The organism is Candidatus Pelagibacter sp. Uisw_137, assembly GCF_047720245.1.
GTDB lineage: Bacteria > Pseudomonadota > Alphaproteobacteria > Pelagibacterales > Pelagibacteraceae > Pelagibacter.
The window spans coordinates 221,191-237,272 of record NZ_CP159811.1 but is presented as its reverse complement, the minus strand read 5'-3'; the positions used below and the strand labels follow the sequence as shown (position 1 = coordinate 237,272).

Genomic DNA, 16,082 nt, shown 5'->3' with positions numbered 1-16,082 from the left:
TGATTCACCTTTGATTCAGTTTCAGACTCAAAATATAACTTCTTGCGTGTATTGTATAACTGGTCTATGAATTAGAACAAAACATGAACATTAAATTAACTATCCCCTTTTATTTACATAAAGCTGGAGCTGGCTTTCCCTCTCCTGCAACAGATTACATCGAAGAGGATGTAGATCTTAACGTCCATTTAATCAAAAATGTTCCTGCAACTTTTATCATTAGAGTTCAGGGAAAATCGATGACTGATGTTGGTATTTATGATGGTGACCTATTAGTTGTTGATAGAAGTTTAAAACCTAAAAATTTTTCCACAGTTGTTGCAAATGTTCATGATGAATTAGTTGTTAAAAGTTTTATTAAATCAAAAGATGATCAATTTCTAACATCAGGTTCAAAAAATACTGAGGATAAAATAATTATTGGTGATGAAATGGAAGTATTTATTTGGGGAGTTGTGACTTATGTCATCCATTCAACGTACTAAAAAAATAGCACTTGTTGATTGCAATTCTTTTTATGTTTCTTGTGAAAGATTGTTCAATCCTAAAATTAGAAATAAGCCAGTTGTAGTATTGTCTAACAATGATGGCTGCATTATTGCAAGATCAAATGAAGCTAAAGCTCTTGGTATTAAAATGGGAGAGCCTTATTTTAAAGCTAAAGATATAATACTTGGAAATAATGTTTATGTTTTTTCTTCAAACTATTCTTTATATGGAGATTTATCTAGAAGAGTGATGAGAACTTTAAAAAGATTTAACCCTGAATTAGAAATATATTCAGTAGATGAGGCTTTTTTAGATTTAAGTAATTATCCAGATGATGAAGTAGAAGATATAGGAAAAGAAATTAGAAGTATTATTTTACAGTGGACGGGAATACCAACTAGCATTGGCATTGCAAAAACAAAAACCTTAAGCAAGATTGCAAATCATATAGCAAAGAAAAAACAATCTGGTGTAACAAACTTAATAGGAATTAAAAATATTGATCCACTATTAGAAAAAATAGATATTAATGATGTTTGGGGAGTTGGTAAACAATTAACTAAATTTTATCATCAAAATGGAATTTATAATGCCAAACAATTAAAAAATATGTCAAACACTTGGATCAAAAAAAGTTCTAATGTTTTAAGTTCTCGAACTGCATTAGAGCTTAGGGGTATTCCTTGTATCCCATTAGAAACCAAAACTTCAAAAAGAAAAAGTTGTGTAGTGTCAAGATCATTTGGTACAAGAGTTGAAAAATTTCAAGAACTCCAAGAAGCAGTAGTAAGTTATTGCTTAAATGCTTCAGAAAAAATTAGATCAGAGTCTTTAATGGCAAAATCGATAACTGTTTCTGTTAGAACAAGCCCCTTTCAAAATAGAGGTGTATATTATTCAAATGCTAAAACTATAGATTTTCCAATAGCTACCAACAATAGTATTGAAATAGTTAAAACTGCTTTAGTCGCATTAAATAAAATCTTTATAAATGGATATAGATATCAAAAGGCAGGCATAACATTAACTGGTTTGGTTAGTTCTAGTGGCAGTAAAAATTTATTTTCTACTGAAAAAGATGAAAAAATTAAAGGCTTAATGAGAGCTATTGATAGTACAAATTATAGATATGGCCGATCAACGCTGAGCTTGGCTAGTGCAGGAGTAAATAAAAAATGGAATATGAGAAGAGACCACTCCTCAAAAATAGATACGGCTAATTTTCATTCACTACCAATAATAAAAGCTATTTGATTTAAAATAAATTTTTTTTAGATAATTTTTTCATTGATGTTTGAAGAGCAAATACAAAATTTTTTATTAATAAACTAATTATAATTAAAATTATTTTCATTTAATTTTATCAATGCTGCTAATATTTTCTAAAGAGTTATTAAATTCTGACATGTTTTCTCTCTTTGATAAAATAATTACTGAGAGCATCACAAAAATAATTCCAATTACTGGTATCAGCGTAATTATAGATATACTTCCCATGACTAAAAATAAATAAACAATTAAAAATAATATAGATCTAATTAGTAAAGTTGTTTTAAATACTGCAATAATAGAAAGGGAATGTTTTAATAAATTAATAAAATTCATTTTAGATGGACCAAAATATCTTTTGCCTCTTGTTGATTGAATTGATGTTCTTTTTTTCATTGTCTTTGCTAGTGATCCAGAAAAACTACTCCAAGTTGCAGCATCTTTAATCATCACATTAACTACAAATTTAGGGAGGCAAGAATAGTTACCAAACTTTATTGATTGGCCTGCTAATGTAAAGGTTAAATATTTATGAACTAAGTAGCAAAATTTAAAAAAAAAACCCTCTGAACGTTTTACTCTATCTGCTGTAATAACTTTTTCAGGATTTTCATAACTTTTACACAAAAGAGTCCCAAGTTCTGCAGGTCTATCTTCTCCATCACCATCCATAATAATAATATAATCAAAATCTTCATTTTTGTTAATATATTTTAATCCAGCAGCATTACATCTAGCATGTCCTCTATTTTCTTTCATGTTAATGATATGAATTGATTTTAAATTTTTTAATAAAGAAGTATTAATAGGTCTTTCTTCTGTAGAAGCATCATTGATAATTACAACAGATACATCGGCTACCCAACCATCTAACTGTACATCAATTTCCTCTAAAAGCCTAAAGACTGACTTCCAATCATTATAAATGGGTATTAAAATTTTAGTTTTTTTCATTTAATTAACTTTTTTCTTTCTGCCTATGCAAATATTATCAATACATATAAATTTTGACAATGCATTCAATTTATTTTTTGTGATAAAGCCTCCCCAAACAGGTCTAGATTGTAAATGATATGATAAATTTCCTGCATGCCATTCATCACCCAACACGACATTAATTGGCTCATTATGATTTTGTTTCCATAAGTATTCAGTTTTAGTGGCTATTTCTTTGCCTAAATAATCTGTTCTTTTATCTATTTCTGTAATTGAAATATAAGCATAAGCAAAAGGTGAAAAAATAAATAAAATTAAAAATGCTGATATGAAGCCATTTAACTTTTTAAGATTTATTTGTGCCTGAAAAATATAGACAATTAATACACCAAAAAACAAATAAAATGGTGTCATCCACATTGTTCTTATTTTAGATCCTGTTAACATTGAAGTTAAGAACATTAGTCCAATTGGAATTAGATTAATAAATATTAAGAACAATAACTTCTTATCTTTTAAGGACACTTTGAGCTTAATCTTTTTTATTAAAAAAAATGACATTATAAAAAATGGAATTAATATCCCTACTTGTTTACTTAAAAATATTAAAGGGTAAGTTATATGATCTAATAAGCTTGCATTCTCCAAACCTGTTCTAGCTAACCCATATGTAATTGTAATATAATCGTTATTAGCCAACCAAATTAAATGGGGAACCAACAAAACAATAAAGACCTCTAATGATATTAGATATTTGAAATCAAATTTTTGATATTTCTTTATAAAAATTATATAAAAAAACAATAAGTCTATTGATATTAAAAGGTAAATAAAAAGATATTTTGATAAAAAGCCTATAGCTGCAAAAACTCCAAGCAAAAAACAATCCTTAAAAGTTATTGTTTGTTTATCAAATAATTTCCAAGAATAATAAACACACAATGACCAAAAGGGTAATTGGCAAACATTCACATTAAATTCAGGTGTTGTAAAATTATAGAAATAAATACCCTCTAAAAGAAGTACAGATATTAAACTTAAAGTTTTATTCTTAAATACTTCTTCAGCAAATTTAAAAACAATAATAAATGCAGTTACCACAAACAATTGACTTAATAAGTAATAAGCCCAATCTTGAGATCCGAAAAGTTGATAAATAGCTTCTGGAAAAAATGCACTTGCTGGTGGATGTTTGTTAAATCCCCAGTCTAAATTACTTCCCCAAGCTAAGGCTTCAATTGTATCAAGTGGTAAATTGTTATTTGTTAATGTTGGAACCAATGTCCATAAAGTTAAATGAATTATAAGAAAGCTATAAAACAATTTATTTATATTGTTTTTATTGATTAACATTTCATTGATTTTATACGAATTAAGCTTGCTTGACACGTATTAATTGCTGAATATAATCCGGCCACTAAATTTATACATATGCCTAAAATCTCAAAACCATCTACTAAAAAAACTACAGCTAAAGCAAAGAAAGTTGCTGCAGTGACTAAAAAGACAGTTAAAGTAATAAAAAAAATTGCTCTCACTGAAATCAAAGTAAAGGCGCCAATTAAGATTTCAAAAACATATATTCCAAAGGATAAAGAAAAATATATGTGTGATAAGCACCTATCCTTTTTCAAAATAAAACTTACTGAGTGGAAAAAAGAACTAGTAACAGCAAATAATGAAGCCCTTTACCATGGGTCAATGGATGACAATAGTGTTTCAGCAGATATTGTCGATCAAGCAAGTTCTTACACGGATAAAACTGTAGAAATGAAAGCAATTAATAGACAAATTAAATTAATTTCTAAAATTGACCAAGCCTTAATAAGAATAAAAGATAAAACTTTTGGATTTTGTGCTGAAACTGCTGAACCAATTGGAATAAAAAGATTAATGGCAAGACCGGTTGCGCATCTTTGCATTGCAGCTCAAGAAAAACATGAAAAAGATGAAAAAGTATACGCTGACGATTAAAATCTAAATTTATTTTTTAATTAGCGTCTAGGACAGCATGTAAAAACTGTTTAGTTCTTTCATTTTGAGGATTATCAAATAATTGTTCAGGAGGCCCTTGTTCAAATATTTTACCTTCATTAAAAAAACATACTCGATCTGATATTTCTCTAGCAAATCCCATTTGGTGTGTGACCATAATCATAGTAAGATCATGTTCTTTATTTAAAGATCTAATTACATTTAAAACTTCGCCAACAACCTCAGGGTCTAATGCAGATGTAATTTCATCTAAAAGCATAACTTTTGGTCTCATTGCTAAGGCTCTGGCTATTGCAACTCTTTGCTGTTGACCACCTGATAATCTTGAAGGATGCTCATCTTTTTTATCTGATAATCCTACTAAGTCTAGTAAATCTAAAGCTCTCTCTTCAGCTTCTTCTTTTTTCATGCCCAATACTTCAACTGGTGCCTCAATACAATTTTGTAGAGCAGTCATATGAGGAAAAAGATTAAATTGTTGAAAGACCATTCCTATTTTTGATCGTCTTTCTCTTAAGTATTTTTCATTAGCAAAAACAAGTTTTTCTTTTTCCATCATGTGGGTTAAAGGCTCACCATCTAAATAAATTATACCTTGATTAATTTTTTCTAAAGTCATTAAAACCCTTAAAACTGTTGTTTTACCTGAACCTGATGGACCAATAATTGAAACCATTTCATTTTTTTTTATTTCTAAATTAAGCTTATCTAAAACAACAAGGTCTCCATATTGCTTAGTAACATCAGAGAATTTTACTAAGATATCGTTAGAGTCTTTTTTATTATCCATTTAATTTTTTGCCTTTCCTTGTGCTTTATTTACTGATCTCTCTAATTTTCTTATACCCATAGCAGCAGGTATTGATAAAATTAAGAAAATAATTCCAACCATCGTATATGGTTCCAAATAACGGTAGTGTTCTCCACCTACTGATGTTGCTGCATGAAATAACTCTGCAACTCCGATTGTTGAAAGTAGTGGTGTGTCTTTAAAAATTCCAACTAAATAATTTCCCATTCCTGGAATTGCTATAGGAAAAGCTTGGGGTAAAACTATTCTTCTATACGTATATAATGTTGTAAAATTTAGAGCTCTACATGCTTCCCATTGAGATTTTGGAACACCTTCTAGTGCACCTCTATAAACTTCTGAAAGATAGGTTCCAAAATGAAGTCCAATTGTAATCATTGCTGTCACCCAAGCTGATAAGATTATGCCAAATTGAGGGCCAACAAAATAAAGAAAAAATAACTGAATAAGAAGAGGGGTTGAACGAATAAATTCAACTATCTCTCTGACTAGTATATTTATAACTCTGTAAGGTGTTCGTTGCCCTATTAAAAATATTAACCCCACAACTACTGCAATTGCATATCCTATGCCTGCAGCCATTATAGTATTTAAGGTTGCCCATAACATTTTTGGCAGGATTTCATATGTAAAATCCCACCTCCATTCTGCGTTCATATTATATCTTTTCCTTTCCAACTTTTCTTGCTGCAAGAACTTCTAGCCAACGCAAGAAAGGCACAAGAAAAAATCTAGAGATTATATAATAAATTAAAAGAGCTGTGCCAAAACATTGAGCTGACAACCATGTGATTGAATTAATTTGTTTTGCTTCAAAAGTTAAGTCAACAACCGTAACTAATGCAACTAATGCTGTTGCTTTTAAAAGTTCAACAGTTAAATTTGCTGCTGGTGGTAGTATTATTGGAAAAATTTGGGGTATTATAATTCTTCTCATTCTTTTTGCTGAACTAAAGTTTAATGCATGAGCACCTTCCCATTGACTCTTAGGTACTGCTAATATTCCACCTCTAACTATTTCAGCTCCATATGCACCAAAGTTTAAACCTATTGCAACCACACCAGACGTAAATGCTTCTAATGAAACACCAAAAAAAGGTAATACATAATAAAACCAGAATAATTGAACCATCAAAGATGTTCCTCTAAAAAACTCAATATAAACAGTTGCAACACCTTGAATAATTGAATTATTAGACACCCTCATTAATCCAAAAATAATCGAAATTATTACATAGAGAATAGTGGCACAAATTAAAACCTTAAGTGTAGTTATCGTTCCTAGAAGTAGCGTAGGTCCATGTTCGGATAAGAATGAAAAATAACTCACGTTTAAAAACCTTTAATTAAATTTAAAAAAAAATCAGGCGACTTTTATTCATCGCCTGATTAAATTGGTTTATTTCTTATATTATCTGTTGCAAGCCCAAGCTGTTGTCATATGAGCAGGTTGAAATTGTGCCTCACCATATCCATATTCACCAGCTCTTTTCAACATTTTTGCTGGGTTAGCCATAACTTTAGCTAATGCTTTGTTGAAATTGTCTCTAAACTCAACATCAGTTTTTCTAAAGCCCATACCTACTACATTTAAAGTTTCTTCAGGCATTTTTTTAGGATCAGCTATTTCAAACATTCCATTACTTTTTGCTACATGTTCTTTTGCACCAAATAAAGTTTGAACTGCAGCATCCGCTCTACCAGCTTTCATTGCAGCAAGAATTCCAACTTCACCTTCAACAAACATCATTTGACTATCAGGAACTCCATACTTTTTAGCAGCTGCTACAGTGTTAAAGCCAGCACCAGTTACAAGTTTAGCACCTTTGCTAATTACATCTGCATAATTATAAATTCCTTTAGGGTTTCCTTTTGGAACCATCATGGCATCACCAAAAACACCTATAGGATCAGAAAAGTTCATACTTTTGCATCTCTTTGGTGTAATATACATACCACCAGTAATAATATCTGAACGACCAGCATTTATTCCTGGAATTAATCCTGACCATTCAAAAGTTTTAAACTCCATTTGATCTTTAGTAATTCCCATTTCTTCAAGAACTGTCAATGCAATCATATTAACAAATCCTAACGGTTCACCACTATCTCCAGCATAGGCCCACGGTACAGCAGTACCAAAACCAAGTCTTAACTTGCCACCATTTTTTAGTTTTTCAGTCAATGTTTCAGCACTAACTGCTGTAATACTAAAAAAAATTACAAGAAAAACTCCAATCGATTTTAAAAATCTATTCATTTTTTTTCCTCTATTTAAGTTTATTTTAATAATTAAAACAAAATTGAAGTTGTTTGTACACCAAAAAAGTAAATACAACTTAAAGTTGCTTAATAAAATATTTTTATTAAATAGTTATCTCAAGCTTATCTCCTAAATTAATTTCACCATCATCAAGTGCGGTCAAATAAATTCCCATTTCAAAATGATTATAATTTTTTTTTAATGATTGAAGTAAATTTAAAGAATTGTCATTTGTTGTTGGTTTTAAATTGATTGCAACACATCTTGGAATATTTTTCTCAACCTTAAAGGAAATATTATTAATTTTTATACTTTTTCCTATCCACTCTCGTTCTTCCCAAGGCTTAATTCCATCAATACATATATTTCCTCTAAATCTAGATATTTCAATTTTTTCATTTATTTTTTTTTGGAAATCATCGACACTTTGTATGTTTATAAGTGAGACTGAATTAATAAAATCAACTTTATTTGAAATTGATGTATCAAAAAAAGGAAACTCTTCATTTTTCATTAAAACTATTGGTTCCTTTAAAGAATTTTCTAATTCTATAATCTTATTTGAAAGTAATTGACGTTCACTTAATTCATTTATATCGATTGTTAAAATTTCTTTATCATTCAAGGTTAATGTTAAGCTATTTTTCTTATACAAAAAATTATACTTATTTAAAACTGGGGAATTTTTAAGAGTTAAAACTTTATTCCATTTACCTTTTCTCTCTTCTGGACTTTTTTCAAATTGGTGTGCTTTATCTAAGTTGAGATCTTTAGCAAATGCAAAAATTCGATCTCCTATAATTCCAATATCTTTTTTAATTTTGCACTTATCAATAGTTTGAAATGATACAGATTTAACTGGACAATAATTTATTGAAGAAATTGTTGCACTCATATAATATTTTTAAATAATATGCCTAAATTGTCCTCAAATCAACTTCAAGAGTATAATGATAATGGCTATGTTGCTCCAATAGAAGTCTTAACTAAAGATCAAGCATTTGAGATAAGAAAAGAAATAGAAAATATTGAAACTAAATGGCCTGATGAACTGAAAGGAGCTGGTAGAAATTATGTACATATGATTTCTCCCATACTCGATGAAGTTTGTCATAACTCTAAAATGTTAGATGCTGTTGAGAGTTTAATTGGAAAAAATATTCTTATCTGTGGAACAACTTTATTTATTAAAAACCCATATGAAAAAGGATTTGTAAGTTTTCATCAAGATGCAACATATATTGGACTGGAACCACATAATTGGGTAACAGCTTGGTTGGCAATAACTGATACTAATGAAGAAAATGGTTGTATGAGAATGTGGTCTGGCTCACATAAAAATAATGTCAGACATCATGAGCAAAAATATGATGAAGGCAACTTATTAACAAGAGGTCAAACTGTTGAAAATGTTCCATTAGATAAAACAACACCATTAGTTCTAAAAGCAGGGCAAATGTCCTTACATCATCCAACAATAGTTCACGGTTCGGGACTAAATAAAAGTAATGATAGAAGAATTGGGTTTGTGGTTCAAAGTTATATTGGCAGTAATGTAGATCAAGTTTTAGGCAAAATGTATGTTCAGCAAGCAAGAGGAGATGATACTTTCAAGTATCATCAACATACTAAAAGACCAAGCAGCCTAATGAACTCAAGGGATATTGAAATAAGGAAGAAAGCAAATGATGATCTTCAAAGAATTTTTTATCCTGGCTCTACAAAAAAAGGAAGTTTTTAATTAAGGTTTTGGTATCTTGGAACCATTTTTTAAAAGATCATAACCCTTTATAACAGCTTCTCTATTTGCGATATCTAAATACCATCTTGTTAAATTTTTATAATCCTTAAGCCCAATGTCATGCCATTCATGTCTAGCAAGCCAAGGCCAAGTTGCAATATCTGCAATTGTGTATTCATTACCTGCTAAGTATTTTGATGAAGACAATCTTTCATTTAACTCACCATATAATCTTTTAGCAATTTTAAAAAATCTCTCTTCTCCAAATTGACTTTTGCCAGGATTATAATGATGAAATTGATGATGCTGTCCTAGCATTGGTCCAATGGTTCCCATCTGTGCCATTAACCACTGATTAATAACATTACGATCTTTAGCTTCATAAAATTTATTATATTTATCTGCTAAATACATAAGGATCGCTCCAAACTCAAAGACAGATTCTTGATTTTCATGATTTACTATTACAGGTATCTTTCCAAAGGGACTTATTTTTTTAAAATCAGGTTTAAACTGCTCTTCTTTCGACAGGTCAACTGCTGTAACTTTAAAATCACAACCTATTTCTTCTAATAATATGGTTATTTTTTTTCCATTTGGAGTATCGGAGGTATATAGCTCTATCACTCTTTAACACCTAGTCTACCTTTTACTGTTTTAGATGAGGTAGTAAACTCAAATCTGTATTTTTCATCTGGCTTAGCATATTTAAAACAACCTCTTGCAGCTAGTGCACCCTCGTGAAAACCTGAAAGAATTAATTTAAGTTTTCCTGGATAAGTACAAATATCACCAATAGCAAAAATACCTTCTTTATTAGTCTCAAAATTTTCTGTATTAACAGGTACTGTCTTTTTATCTAAATTTAATCCCCATTCAGCAATCGGTCCTAGTTGCATTATTAATCCAAAAAAGCCTAAAACATAATCAGTTTTAATTTCTTTTATACTTTCATCATCATGTTTGATGTTAATACTTTCAACTTTTTCATTACCACTAACTGAATCTAGTTGATACTTTGTATAAACTTCTATTTCACATTCATCTTTTAATTGGTTAACTTTATCAATACTTGCTTGCATTCCTCTAAATTCATCTCTTCTGTGTACTAATATAACTTTAGATGTATTTGAGAGTTCTATCGCCCAATCTAATGCGGAGTCTCCTCCACCAAAAATGGTAACTGTTTTATCTTTAAAGATTGTTTTGTCTTTAATTGAATAAAGTATTTGTTTTCCTTCATACCTTTCAATTTCTTTTGTTGGGAATTTTCTTGGTTCAAAAGATCCTACACCAGCCGCAATAATTATACTTGATGCTTCAAATTTAGTTCCTTTATTGGTTTTTATTAACCATTTTTTTTCAACTTTTTTAATTTTCTCTACTCTCTCGTTTAAATGAAAATTTGTTTTAAATGCTTTAATTTGTTCAATTAAATTATTAGTTAACTCTTCCCCTGTACACTCAGGAACCGCTGGTATGTCATAGATAGGTTTGTCAGGATAAAGCTCAATACATTGACCGCCAATTTTATCTAAGTTGTCTACTACTTCACATTTTAATCCAATTATTCCTAATTGATGAACACAAAATAATCCAACTGGGCCTGCGCCTATTATTAAAGTATCTGTTTTAATCATTTAACCTTGTTTTGATGGAAGACTAACTATTAGTCCATCTAATTCATCTGAAATTAATAATTGGCAGCTTAATCTGCTAAACTTGTTAGGCTCAAATGCCATATCCAGCATGTCCTCTTCTCCTTGTTCCTTTTTTGGAAGCTTATCAAACCATTCTTCTTTGACATAAACATGGCAAGTAGCACAAGCCATACCACCTCCACAATCTGCATCAATCCCAGGAATGTCGTTTTGAACTGCACCTTCCATCACGCTTAGTCCGTTAGCAATTTCTATAGTATGAGACTTTCCATTGTTTTCAATGTAGGTAATTTTAGGCATTGAACTATATATAATTATATAAAAAAAAAGGGCAAGTACACAAAATGTACTCGCCCTTTTTAAATTATTTAGGTTTAAAACTAATTACTTAGCTTTTTTACCACCTGATTGCACTGCCGCAGCCCAAATGATTAGACCAAATGCAGTTTTGTTTAGCAAGTCAGCTATGTTGTAAATCACGTTTAGCGAGTCAGCATCTACACCACCTGTTAGGTAACCAAATACGTAACCTAATGGGTAAATTGCCCAACCAACTGTAACGATCATTCTCATTGCACCAAATGCAGTAACAAGAGCTTTGTTTCCACTTTTTGCTGCAGCTTTTCCTGCTTCACCAGAGAATACTTCATAAAGAATGTAGAACCATCCAGCCATACCAATTACAAAACCAAGTGTAGCATTAATGTATCCTGCTTCTCCTAAGTATCCACCTACAAGCATCACAACTGTTCCAATTAACAATCTCCAGAATATTCCAGAATTTGCTTTACCTACTGCTGCTAGAACAAGGTAAAATTCTATCATTAGTAATGGCACAGTGATTAACCAGTCAATATATCTGTAAACAGTTGGTGACTCACCAGTCATAACCCATACATCTCTCATATACACATAATGTACAAAGGCAATACCAGTTACTAAACCAGATACAATTATTGATGTTCTCCAACCTGCTGCAACATTTCCAGCTTCTAGGAAAAAGAAAGCAGTCGATGCTAACATCACCATTGATACAAGCCAGAATGAGATCCCAACGAAGTCGTCAGAAGCCAATAAGGCTGTTTCTGCGTTTGCTGCACCTGATAGACCCATTAGGGCTACAGCTGCAAGAGCAAACAATTTTAGTTTTTTCATAAAAAACTCCCTCTTTTGTTAGTTTTTAACTTTTAGTTTATATAAACTAGACCTAAACAAAAACTTAGATCACGCTGAAGGTTAACTATCAAAGTTATCTAGTTTTTAGAAGGTTTAATTGTATCTAATTTGTATTGATTTTACTTACTTTTTAAATTTTAATACAATTTTTAATTTAATAAGCTAAAAAAACTAACAAAATAGAATCAAATAATATGTCAAAAAAATTTAATGATATTTACCAAAATTCTTTAAAAAATCCTGAAGATTTTTGGCAAGAAGTCTCTAATGATATTTTTTGGTTTAAAAAACCCACTAAAATTTTAAATAAATCTAATCCACCTTTTTATAAATGGTTTGAGGATGGTGTTACCAACACTTGTTATAATGCTTTAGACATTCATATCGATCAAGGCAGAGGTGAGAAGCTAGCTTTAATCTATGACAGCCCAATAACTGGCAACAAAAAGCAGTTTACCTACAAAGAATTAAGAGAAAAGGTTTCAAAATTTGCAGGAGCGCTAAGAAATCAAGGAGTCGACAAAGGTGATAGGGTTATAATCTACATGCCTATGATTCCAGAGGCAGTTATAGCAATGTTGGCTTGTGGGAGAATTGGAGCAATTCACTCTGTGGTTTTTGGGGGGTTTGCCTCAAATGAACTTGCTAGCAGAATTGATGACAGTAAAGCAAAAGTAATAGTTACAGCTTCATGTGGCTTTGAACCTGGAAAAACTGTTGAATATAAGCCGTTGGTTGATGCAGCAACTAAAATGGCTTCTCATAAAATTGATAAAATGATCTTGTTTCAAAGAATAGATCATACAGTTGAACTTAATGCTCCAAAAGAAATCAGTTGGGGTGAAGCACTTTCAAATGCAAAAGAAGTAGATTGTGTTGAAATGAATTCAAATGATCTTGCTTATATTTTATATACATCAGGAACCACAGGTGTGCCTAAAGGAATTGTTAGGGATATTGGAGGTCATATAGTTGCTCTTAAATGGACTATGAAAAATATTTATAATATTGATGCTGATGATGTTTGGTGGTCAGCAAGTGATATTGGCTGGATAGTTGGTCACTCTTATATTGTTTATGCACCTTTATTTAAAGGTTGCACTACAGTATTATTTGAAGGAAAGCCCGTTGGTACTCCTGATGCTGGTGCTTTTTGGAAAATAATTTCAGACTATAAGGTAAAATCACTTTTTACTGCACCAACTGCTTTTAGGGCTATTAAAAAAGAGGATCCTGAGGGTAAGTTTTTTTCTAAATATGATTTAAGTAAATTTGAGTCATTGTTTTTAGCTGGTGAAAGAGCAGATCCCGATACCATTAAATGGGCTGAAAATTTATTAAAAGTTCCCGTAATTGATCACTGGTGGCAAACTGAAACTAGCTGGGCAATCAGTTCTAACTGTACAGGAATTGAGATGATGAAAACAAAGTATGGCTCAGCCTGCAAAGCAGTTCCTGGTTATGATGTAAAAATTATGAAACCAGATCAAACTCTAGCTAAACCTAATGAGATGGGAGATATAGTTGTAAAATTACCTTTACCTCCTGGAACTTTTCCAACCTTATGGAATGCAGATAAAAGATACGAAGATAATTACATGACTAACTATGACGGTTACTATGAAACTTATGATGCAGGTCATATAGATGAAGATGGGTATATTTGGATTATGTCTAGAACAGATGACATTATTAATGTTGCAGGTCACAGATTATCGACAGGTGCTATAGAGGAAGTTTTATCAGAACATCAATCAGTTGCTGAGTGTGCGGTATTAGGAGTTGCTGATAAATTAAAAGGACAATTACCAATTGGTCTAGTTGTTCTTAAGACAGGTGTTAAAAAAGATAACGAAACTATTTCAAAAGAATGTATAAAAATGGTTAGAGATAAAATTGGTCCTGTTGCTGCATTTAAGATTGTAATTGTTATTAAAAGATTGCCAAAAACAAGATCTGGTAAAATATTAAGAGGGACAATAAGAAAAATTGCTGATGGAGAAGATTATAAAATGCCAGCAACTATTGACGATCCTGCGATTTTAGCTGAGATAAAAGAAGATTTAATTAAAAATAATATTCTTAAATAATGATTAAAACTTACTTATTTTTGATTATTGCAATTTTTTGTGAAGTTGGTGGAACAATGTTATTACCCGTTTCACAAAATTTTACTAAAATAATTCCAACAACAGCGCTTGCAGTTTTGTATCTATCTTCATTTTATCTTTTAACATTTGTAGTTGATAAACTTCCAATAGCTATTGTTTACGCAACATGGAGTGGCCTTGGTATATTTACAATTGCAATATTGGGATATATTTTCTTTAAACAATCATTATCTTGGCAGGCTGTGTTAGGGTTGTTTTTTATTGTTACTGGTGTTGTTCTGGTAAATAGTTTTACTATAAAAACTATTTAAAATTTTAAGGCCTTACCCTCAGGATCACCTAAAATTTTACCATCTATCATTTTAATTTGACCATTAATGATTGTTGATACTGGTGTGCCTTTAAATTCATATCCATCAAAAGGTGACCAACCACATTTACTTTCAATATTTTCATTTTTAATTGTAATTTTTTTATTCATATCTACAATTGTGAAATCAGCATCAAAACCCTCTTTAATAAAACCTTTATCTTGTATCCCAAAAATTTTTACTGGATTTTCACATATAGAATTCATTAATTGTTCTAAACTTAATTTTCCATCATTAACATGATTTAACATAACTGGTAAAAGTGTTTGAACACCTGGCATACCAGATGGTGAATTTGGGTAATTTTTTTCCTTGTTTTCTTTTAAATGTGGAGCATGATCAGAGCCAATTGTATCATTAAGGTTATTTTTTACTCCATACCACAACCTGTCATAGTGAGACTTATCTCTTATTGGTGGATTCATTTGAGCGTATGTTCCTAATTTATTATAACAATCAGGTGCATATATAGAAAGATGTTGGGGTGTTATTTCAAATGTAATATTACCTTTGTGCTGTGATAAAAAATCAATTTCTTGTTTTGTTGTAACATGAAGAATATGTGCCTTTTTTTTAAATCTTTCAGCTATTCTTACAATTCTTCTAGTTGATGAAATCGCACATTCTTCACTTCTCCAAATTGGATGTGAGTGAACATCTCCTTCTTTAATTAATTTTTTATTCCTATTTAAAATCTCTTCATCTTCGGAGTGAACTGAAACAACTTTAGAGCTGCTTTTAAATACTTTTTCAATATCTTCTTCAAATTGAACCAATAAATTCCCTGTTGAAGAACCAGCAAAAAGCTTAATTCCACAACATCCTTCTAAATTTTTTAAGTCTGCTAACTCATCAGCGTTATCTGGTGTTGCACCAAAGTAAAAAGCATAATTGCAATACATTCTATTTTTTGCGAGATCTAATTTCTTTTGAAATTCTACTTTATTAGAAGTTGGTGGATTAGTATTTGGCATCTCAAAAACACTCGTTATTCCTCCAACAATTGCTGCCCTACTTCCTGAATGAAGATCTTCTGTATCAGTTGAACCAGGTTCCCTAAAATGAGTTTGGGTATCAATACATCCTGGTAAAACAATTAAACCTTTAGCATCAAAAACTTCTTTGGCTTGATTATCAATTTTACCAATTTCTGTGATTTTACCATCTTTGATTGCTATATCTTGATCTTTAAGATCTTTGTCTATGTAGCATGAGCCATTTTTAATTATTAGATCTAACATTTATGAAAAAAGTAATTA

At 30.7% G+C, this 16,082-nt stretch carries 18 protein-coding genes; 6 read left to right on the top strand and 12 right to left on the bottom strand.

What is annotated here, in order from left to right; translation table 11 throughout:
• Positions 1-89 precede the first annotated feature (89 nt).
• Together ABXT61_RS01250 and ABXT61_RS01245 are read left to right on the top strand one after the other, a co-directional pair.
• Positions 90-485 (top strand): LexA family protein, encoded by a 396-nt coding sequence (locus tag ABXT61_RS01250; protein ID WP_415315932.1) that lies wholly within the window; start codon positions 90-92, stop codon positions 483-485.
• The gene (locus tag ABXT61_RS01245; RefSeq protein WP_415315511.1) at positions 463-1,743 is read left to right on the top strand and encodes a Y-family DNA polymerase; all 1,281 of its coding nucleotides are present in this window, start codon (positions 463-465) and stop codon (positions 1,741-1,743) included. The genes ABXT61_RS01250 and ABXT61_RS01245 overlap by 23 nt, the downstream gene beginning before the upstream one ends.
• A gap of 96 nt (positions 1,744-1,839) precedes the next feature.
• Here the strand turns inward: ABXT61_RS01245 and ABXT61_RS01240 are convergent, their stop codons facing one another.
• Both ABXT61_RS01240 and ABXT61_RS01235 read right to left on the bottom strand, forming a co-directional pair.
• Entirely contained in the window at positions 1,840-2,712 is an 873-nt protein-coding gene (locus ABXT61_RS01240; protein ID WP_415315510.1) for a glycosyltransferase family 2 protein, read from the bottom strand.
• Positions 2,713-4,047, bottom strand: coding sequence for a glycosyltransferase family 39 protein (locus ABXT61_RS01235; RefSeq protein ID WP_415315509.1), 1,335 nt, complete (start codon positions 4,045-4,047; stop codon positions 2,713-2,715).
• A gap of 78 nt (positions 4,048-4,125) precedes the next feature.
• On the opposite strand from ABXT61_RS01235, the gene ABXT61_RS01230 reads away from it, so the two are divergent.
• Entirely contained in the window at positions 4,126-4,668 is a 543-nt protein-coding gene (locus ABXT61_RS01230; RefSeq protein WP_415315508.1) for a TraR/DksA family transcriptional regulator, read from the top strand.
• Between the two features lie 16 nt (positions 4,669-4,684).
• On the opposite strand, the gene ehuA is transcribed toward ABXT61_RS01230, so the two are convergent.
• The 5 genes from ehuA to ABXT61_RS01205 form a co-directional block, all read right to left on the bottom strand.
• Positions 4,685-5,479, bottom strand: a complete 795-nt coding sequence (gene ehuA, locus ABXT61_RS01225) for an ectoine/hydroxyectoine ABC transporter ATP-binding protein EhuA (RefSeq protein WP_415315507.1) — start codon at positions 5,477-5,479, stop codon at positions 4,685-4,687.
• Complete coding sequence (gene ehuD / locus ABXT61_RS01220) at positions 5,480-6,157, bottom strand: ectoine/hydroxyectoine ABC transporter permease subunit EhuD (protein WP_415315506.1); 678 nt, start codon at positions 6,155-6,157, stop codon at positions 5,480-5,482.
• A gap of 1 nt (position 6,158) precedes the next feature.
• The gene (ehuC, locus tag ABXT61_RS01215; protein WP_415315505.1) at positions 6,159-6,830 is read right to left on the bottom strand and encodes an ectoine/hydroxyectoine ABC transporter permease subunit EhuC; all 672 of its coding nucleotides are present in this window, start codon (positions 6,828-6,830) and stop codon (positions 6,159-6,161) included.
• An 81-nt stretch (positions 6,831-6,911) separates the two neighbouring features.
• Positions 6,912-7,760, bottom strand: a complete 849-nt coding sequence (locus ABXT61_RS01210) for a transporter substrate-binding domain-containing protein (protein WP_415315504.1) — start codon at positions 7,758-7,760, stop codon at positions 6,912-6,914.
• A 106-nt stretch (positions 7,761-7,866) separates the two neighbouring features.
• Positions 7,867-8,658: an MOSC domain-containing protein gene (locus tag ABXT61_RS01205; RefSeq protein WP_415315503.1), complete on the bottom strand. Its 792-nt coding sequence runs from the start codon at positions 8,656-8,658 to the stop codon at positions 7,867-7,869.
• 18 nt (positions 8,659-8,676) lie between these two features.
• Between ABXT61_RS01205 and ABXT61_RS01200 the strand changes: the two genes are divergently transcribed.
• Positions 8,677-9,504, top strand: a complete 828-nt coding sequence (locus tag ABXT61_RS01200; RefSeq protein ID WP_415315502.1) for a phytanoyl-CoA dioxygenase family protein — start codon at positions 8,677-8,679, stop codon at positions 9,502-9,504.
• On the opposite strand, the gene ABXT61_RS01195 is transcribed toward ABXT61_RS01200, so the two are convergent.
• From ABXT61_RS01195 to ABXT61_RS01180, 4 genes are all read right to left on the bottom strand, one after another.
• A complete protein-coding gene (locus ABXT61_RS01195; RefSeq protein WP_415315501.1) occupies positions 9,505-10,131 on the bottom strand; it encodes a glutathione S-transferase family protein in 627 nt (208 codons plus the stop codon).
• Positions 10,128-11,144, bottom strand: a complete 1,017-nt coding sequence (locus tag ABXT61_RS01190) for an NAD(P)/FAD-dependent oxidoreductase (protein ID WP_415315500.1) — start codon at positions 11,142-11,144, stop codon at positions 10,128-10,130. The genes ABXT61_RS01195 and ABXT61_RS01190 overlap by 4 nt, the downstream gene beginning before the upstream one ends.
• On the bottom strand, positions 11,145-11,465 hold the full coding sequence (locus tag ABXT61_RS01185) for a 2Fe-2S iron-sulfur cluster-binding protein (protein ID WP_415315499.1): 321 nt from the start codon (positions 11,463-11,465) through the stop codon (positions 11,145-11,147). It abuts the gene before it with no gap.
• A gap of 84 nt (positions 11,466-11,549) precedes the next feature.
• On the bottom strand, positions 11,550-12,320 hold the full coding sequence (locus ABXT61_RS01180; protein ID WP_415315498.1) for a bacteriorhodopsin-like: 771 nt from the start codon (positions 12,318-12,320) through the stop codon (positions 11,550-11,552).
• Positions 12,321-12,535: 215 nt separating this feature from the next.
• Between ABXT61_RS01180 and ABXT61_RS01175 the strand changes: the two genes are divergently transcribed.
• Together ABXT61_RS01175 and ABXT61_RS01170 are read left to right on the top strand one after the other, a co-directional pair.
• Positions 12,536-14,431: a propionyl-CoA synthetase gene (locus tag ABXT61_RS01175; RefSeq protein ID WP_415315497.1), complete on the top strand. Its 1,896-nt coding sequence runs from the start codon at positions 12,536-12,538 to the stop codon at positions 14,429-14,431.
• Positions 14,431-14,763 carry a DMT family transporter gene (locus ABXT61_RS01170; RefSeq protein ID WP_415315496.1) on the top strand — a complete coding sequence of 111 codons (333 nt, stop codon included), beginning with the start codon at positions 14,431-14,433 and terminating at the stop codon, positions 14,761-14,763. The genes ABXT61_RS01175 and ABXT61_RS01170 overlap by 1 nt, the downstream gene beginning before the upstream one ends.
• Here ABXT61_RS01170 and ABXT61_RS01165 read toward each other — a convergent pair.
• Entirely contained in the window at positions 14,760-16,064 is a 1,305-nt protein-coding gene (locus ABXT61_RS01165; protein WP_415315495.1) for a dihydroorotase, read from the bottom strand. The genes ABXT61_RS01170 and ABXT61_RS01165 overlap by 4 nt on opposite strands.
• Positions 16,065-16,082 lie beyond the last annotated feature (18 nt).

Coding starts and splice junctions, on each gene's coding strand:
- ABXT61_RS01185 (WP_415315499.1), bottom strand. CDS start 11,465: ATGCCTAAAATTACCTACATTGAAAACAATGGAAAGTCTCATACTATA.
- ABXT61_RS01210 (WP_415315504.1), bottom strand. CDS start 7,760: ATGAATAGATTTTTAAAATCGATTGGAGTTTTTCTTGTAATTTTTTTT.
- ABXT61_RS01230 (WP_415315508.1), top strand. CDS start 4,126: ATGCCTAAAATCTCAAAACCATCTACTAAAAAAACTACAGCTAAAGCA.
- ABXT61_RS01175 (WP_415315497.1), top strand. CDS start 12,536: ATGTCAAAAAAATTTAATGATATTTACCAAAATTCTTTAAAAAATCCT.
- ABXT61_RS01170 (WP_415315496.1), top strand. CDS start 14,431: ATGATTAAAACTTACTTATTTTTGATTATTGCAATTTTTTGTGAAGTT.
- ABXT61_RS01180 (WP_415315498.1), bottom strand. CDS start 12,320: ATGAAAAAACTAAAATTGTTTGCTCTTGCAGCTGTAGCCCTAATGGGT.
- ABXT61_RS01235 (WP_415315509.1), bottom strand. CDS start 4,047: ATGTTAATCAATAAAAACAATATAAATAAATTGTTTTATAGCTTTCTT.
- ehuA (WP_415315507.1), bottom strand. CDS start 5,479: ATGGATAATAAAAAAGACTCTAACGATATCTTAGTAAAATTCTCTGAT.
- ABXT61_RS01200 (WP_415315502.1), top strand. CDS start 8,677: ATGCCTAAATTGTCCTCAAATCAACTTCAAGAGTATAATGATAATGGC.
- ABXT61_RS01240 (WP_415315510.1), bottom strand. CDS start 2,712: ATGAAAAAAACTAAAATTTTAATACCCATTTATAATGATTGGAAGTCA.
- ABXT61_RS01165 (WP_415315495.1), bottom strand. CDS start 16,064: ATGTTAGATCTAATAATTAAAAATGGCTCATGCTACATAGACAAAGAT.
- ABXT61_RS01245 (WP_415315511.1), top strand. CDS start 463: ATGTCATCCATTCAACGTACTAAAAAAATAGCACTTGTTGATTGCAAT.
- ABXT61_RS01205 (WP_415315503.1), bottom strand. CDS start 8,658: ATGAGTGCAACAATTTCTTCAATAAATTATTGTCCAGTTAAATCTGTA.
- ehuD (WP_415315506.1), bottom strand. CDS start 6,157: ATGAACGCAGAATGGAGGTGGGATTTTACATATGAAATCCTGCCAAAA.
- ABXT61_RS01190 (WP_415315500.1), bottom strand. CDS start 11,144: ATGATTAAAACAGATACTTTAATAATAGGCGCAGGCCCAGTTGGATTA.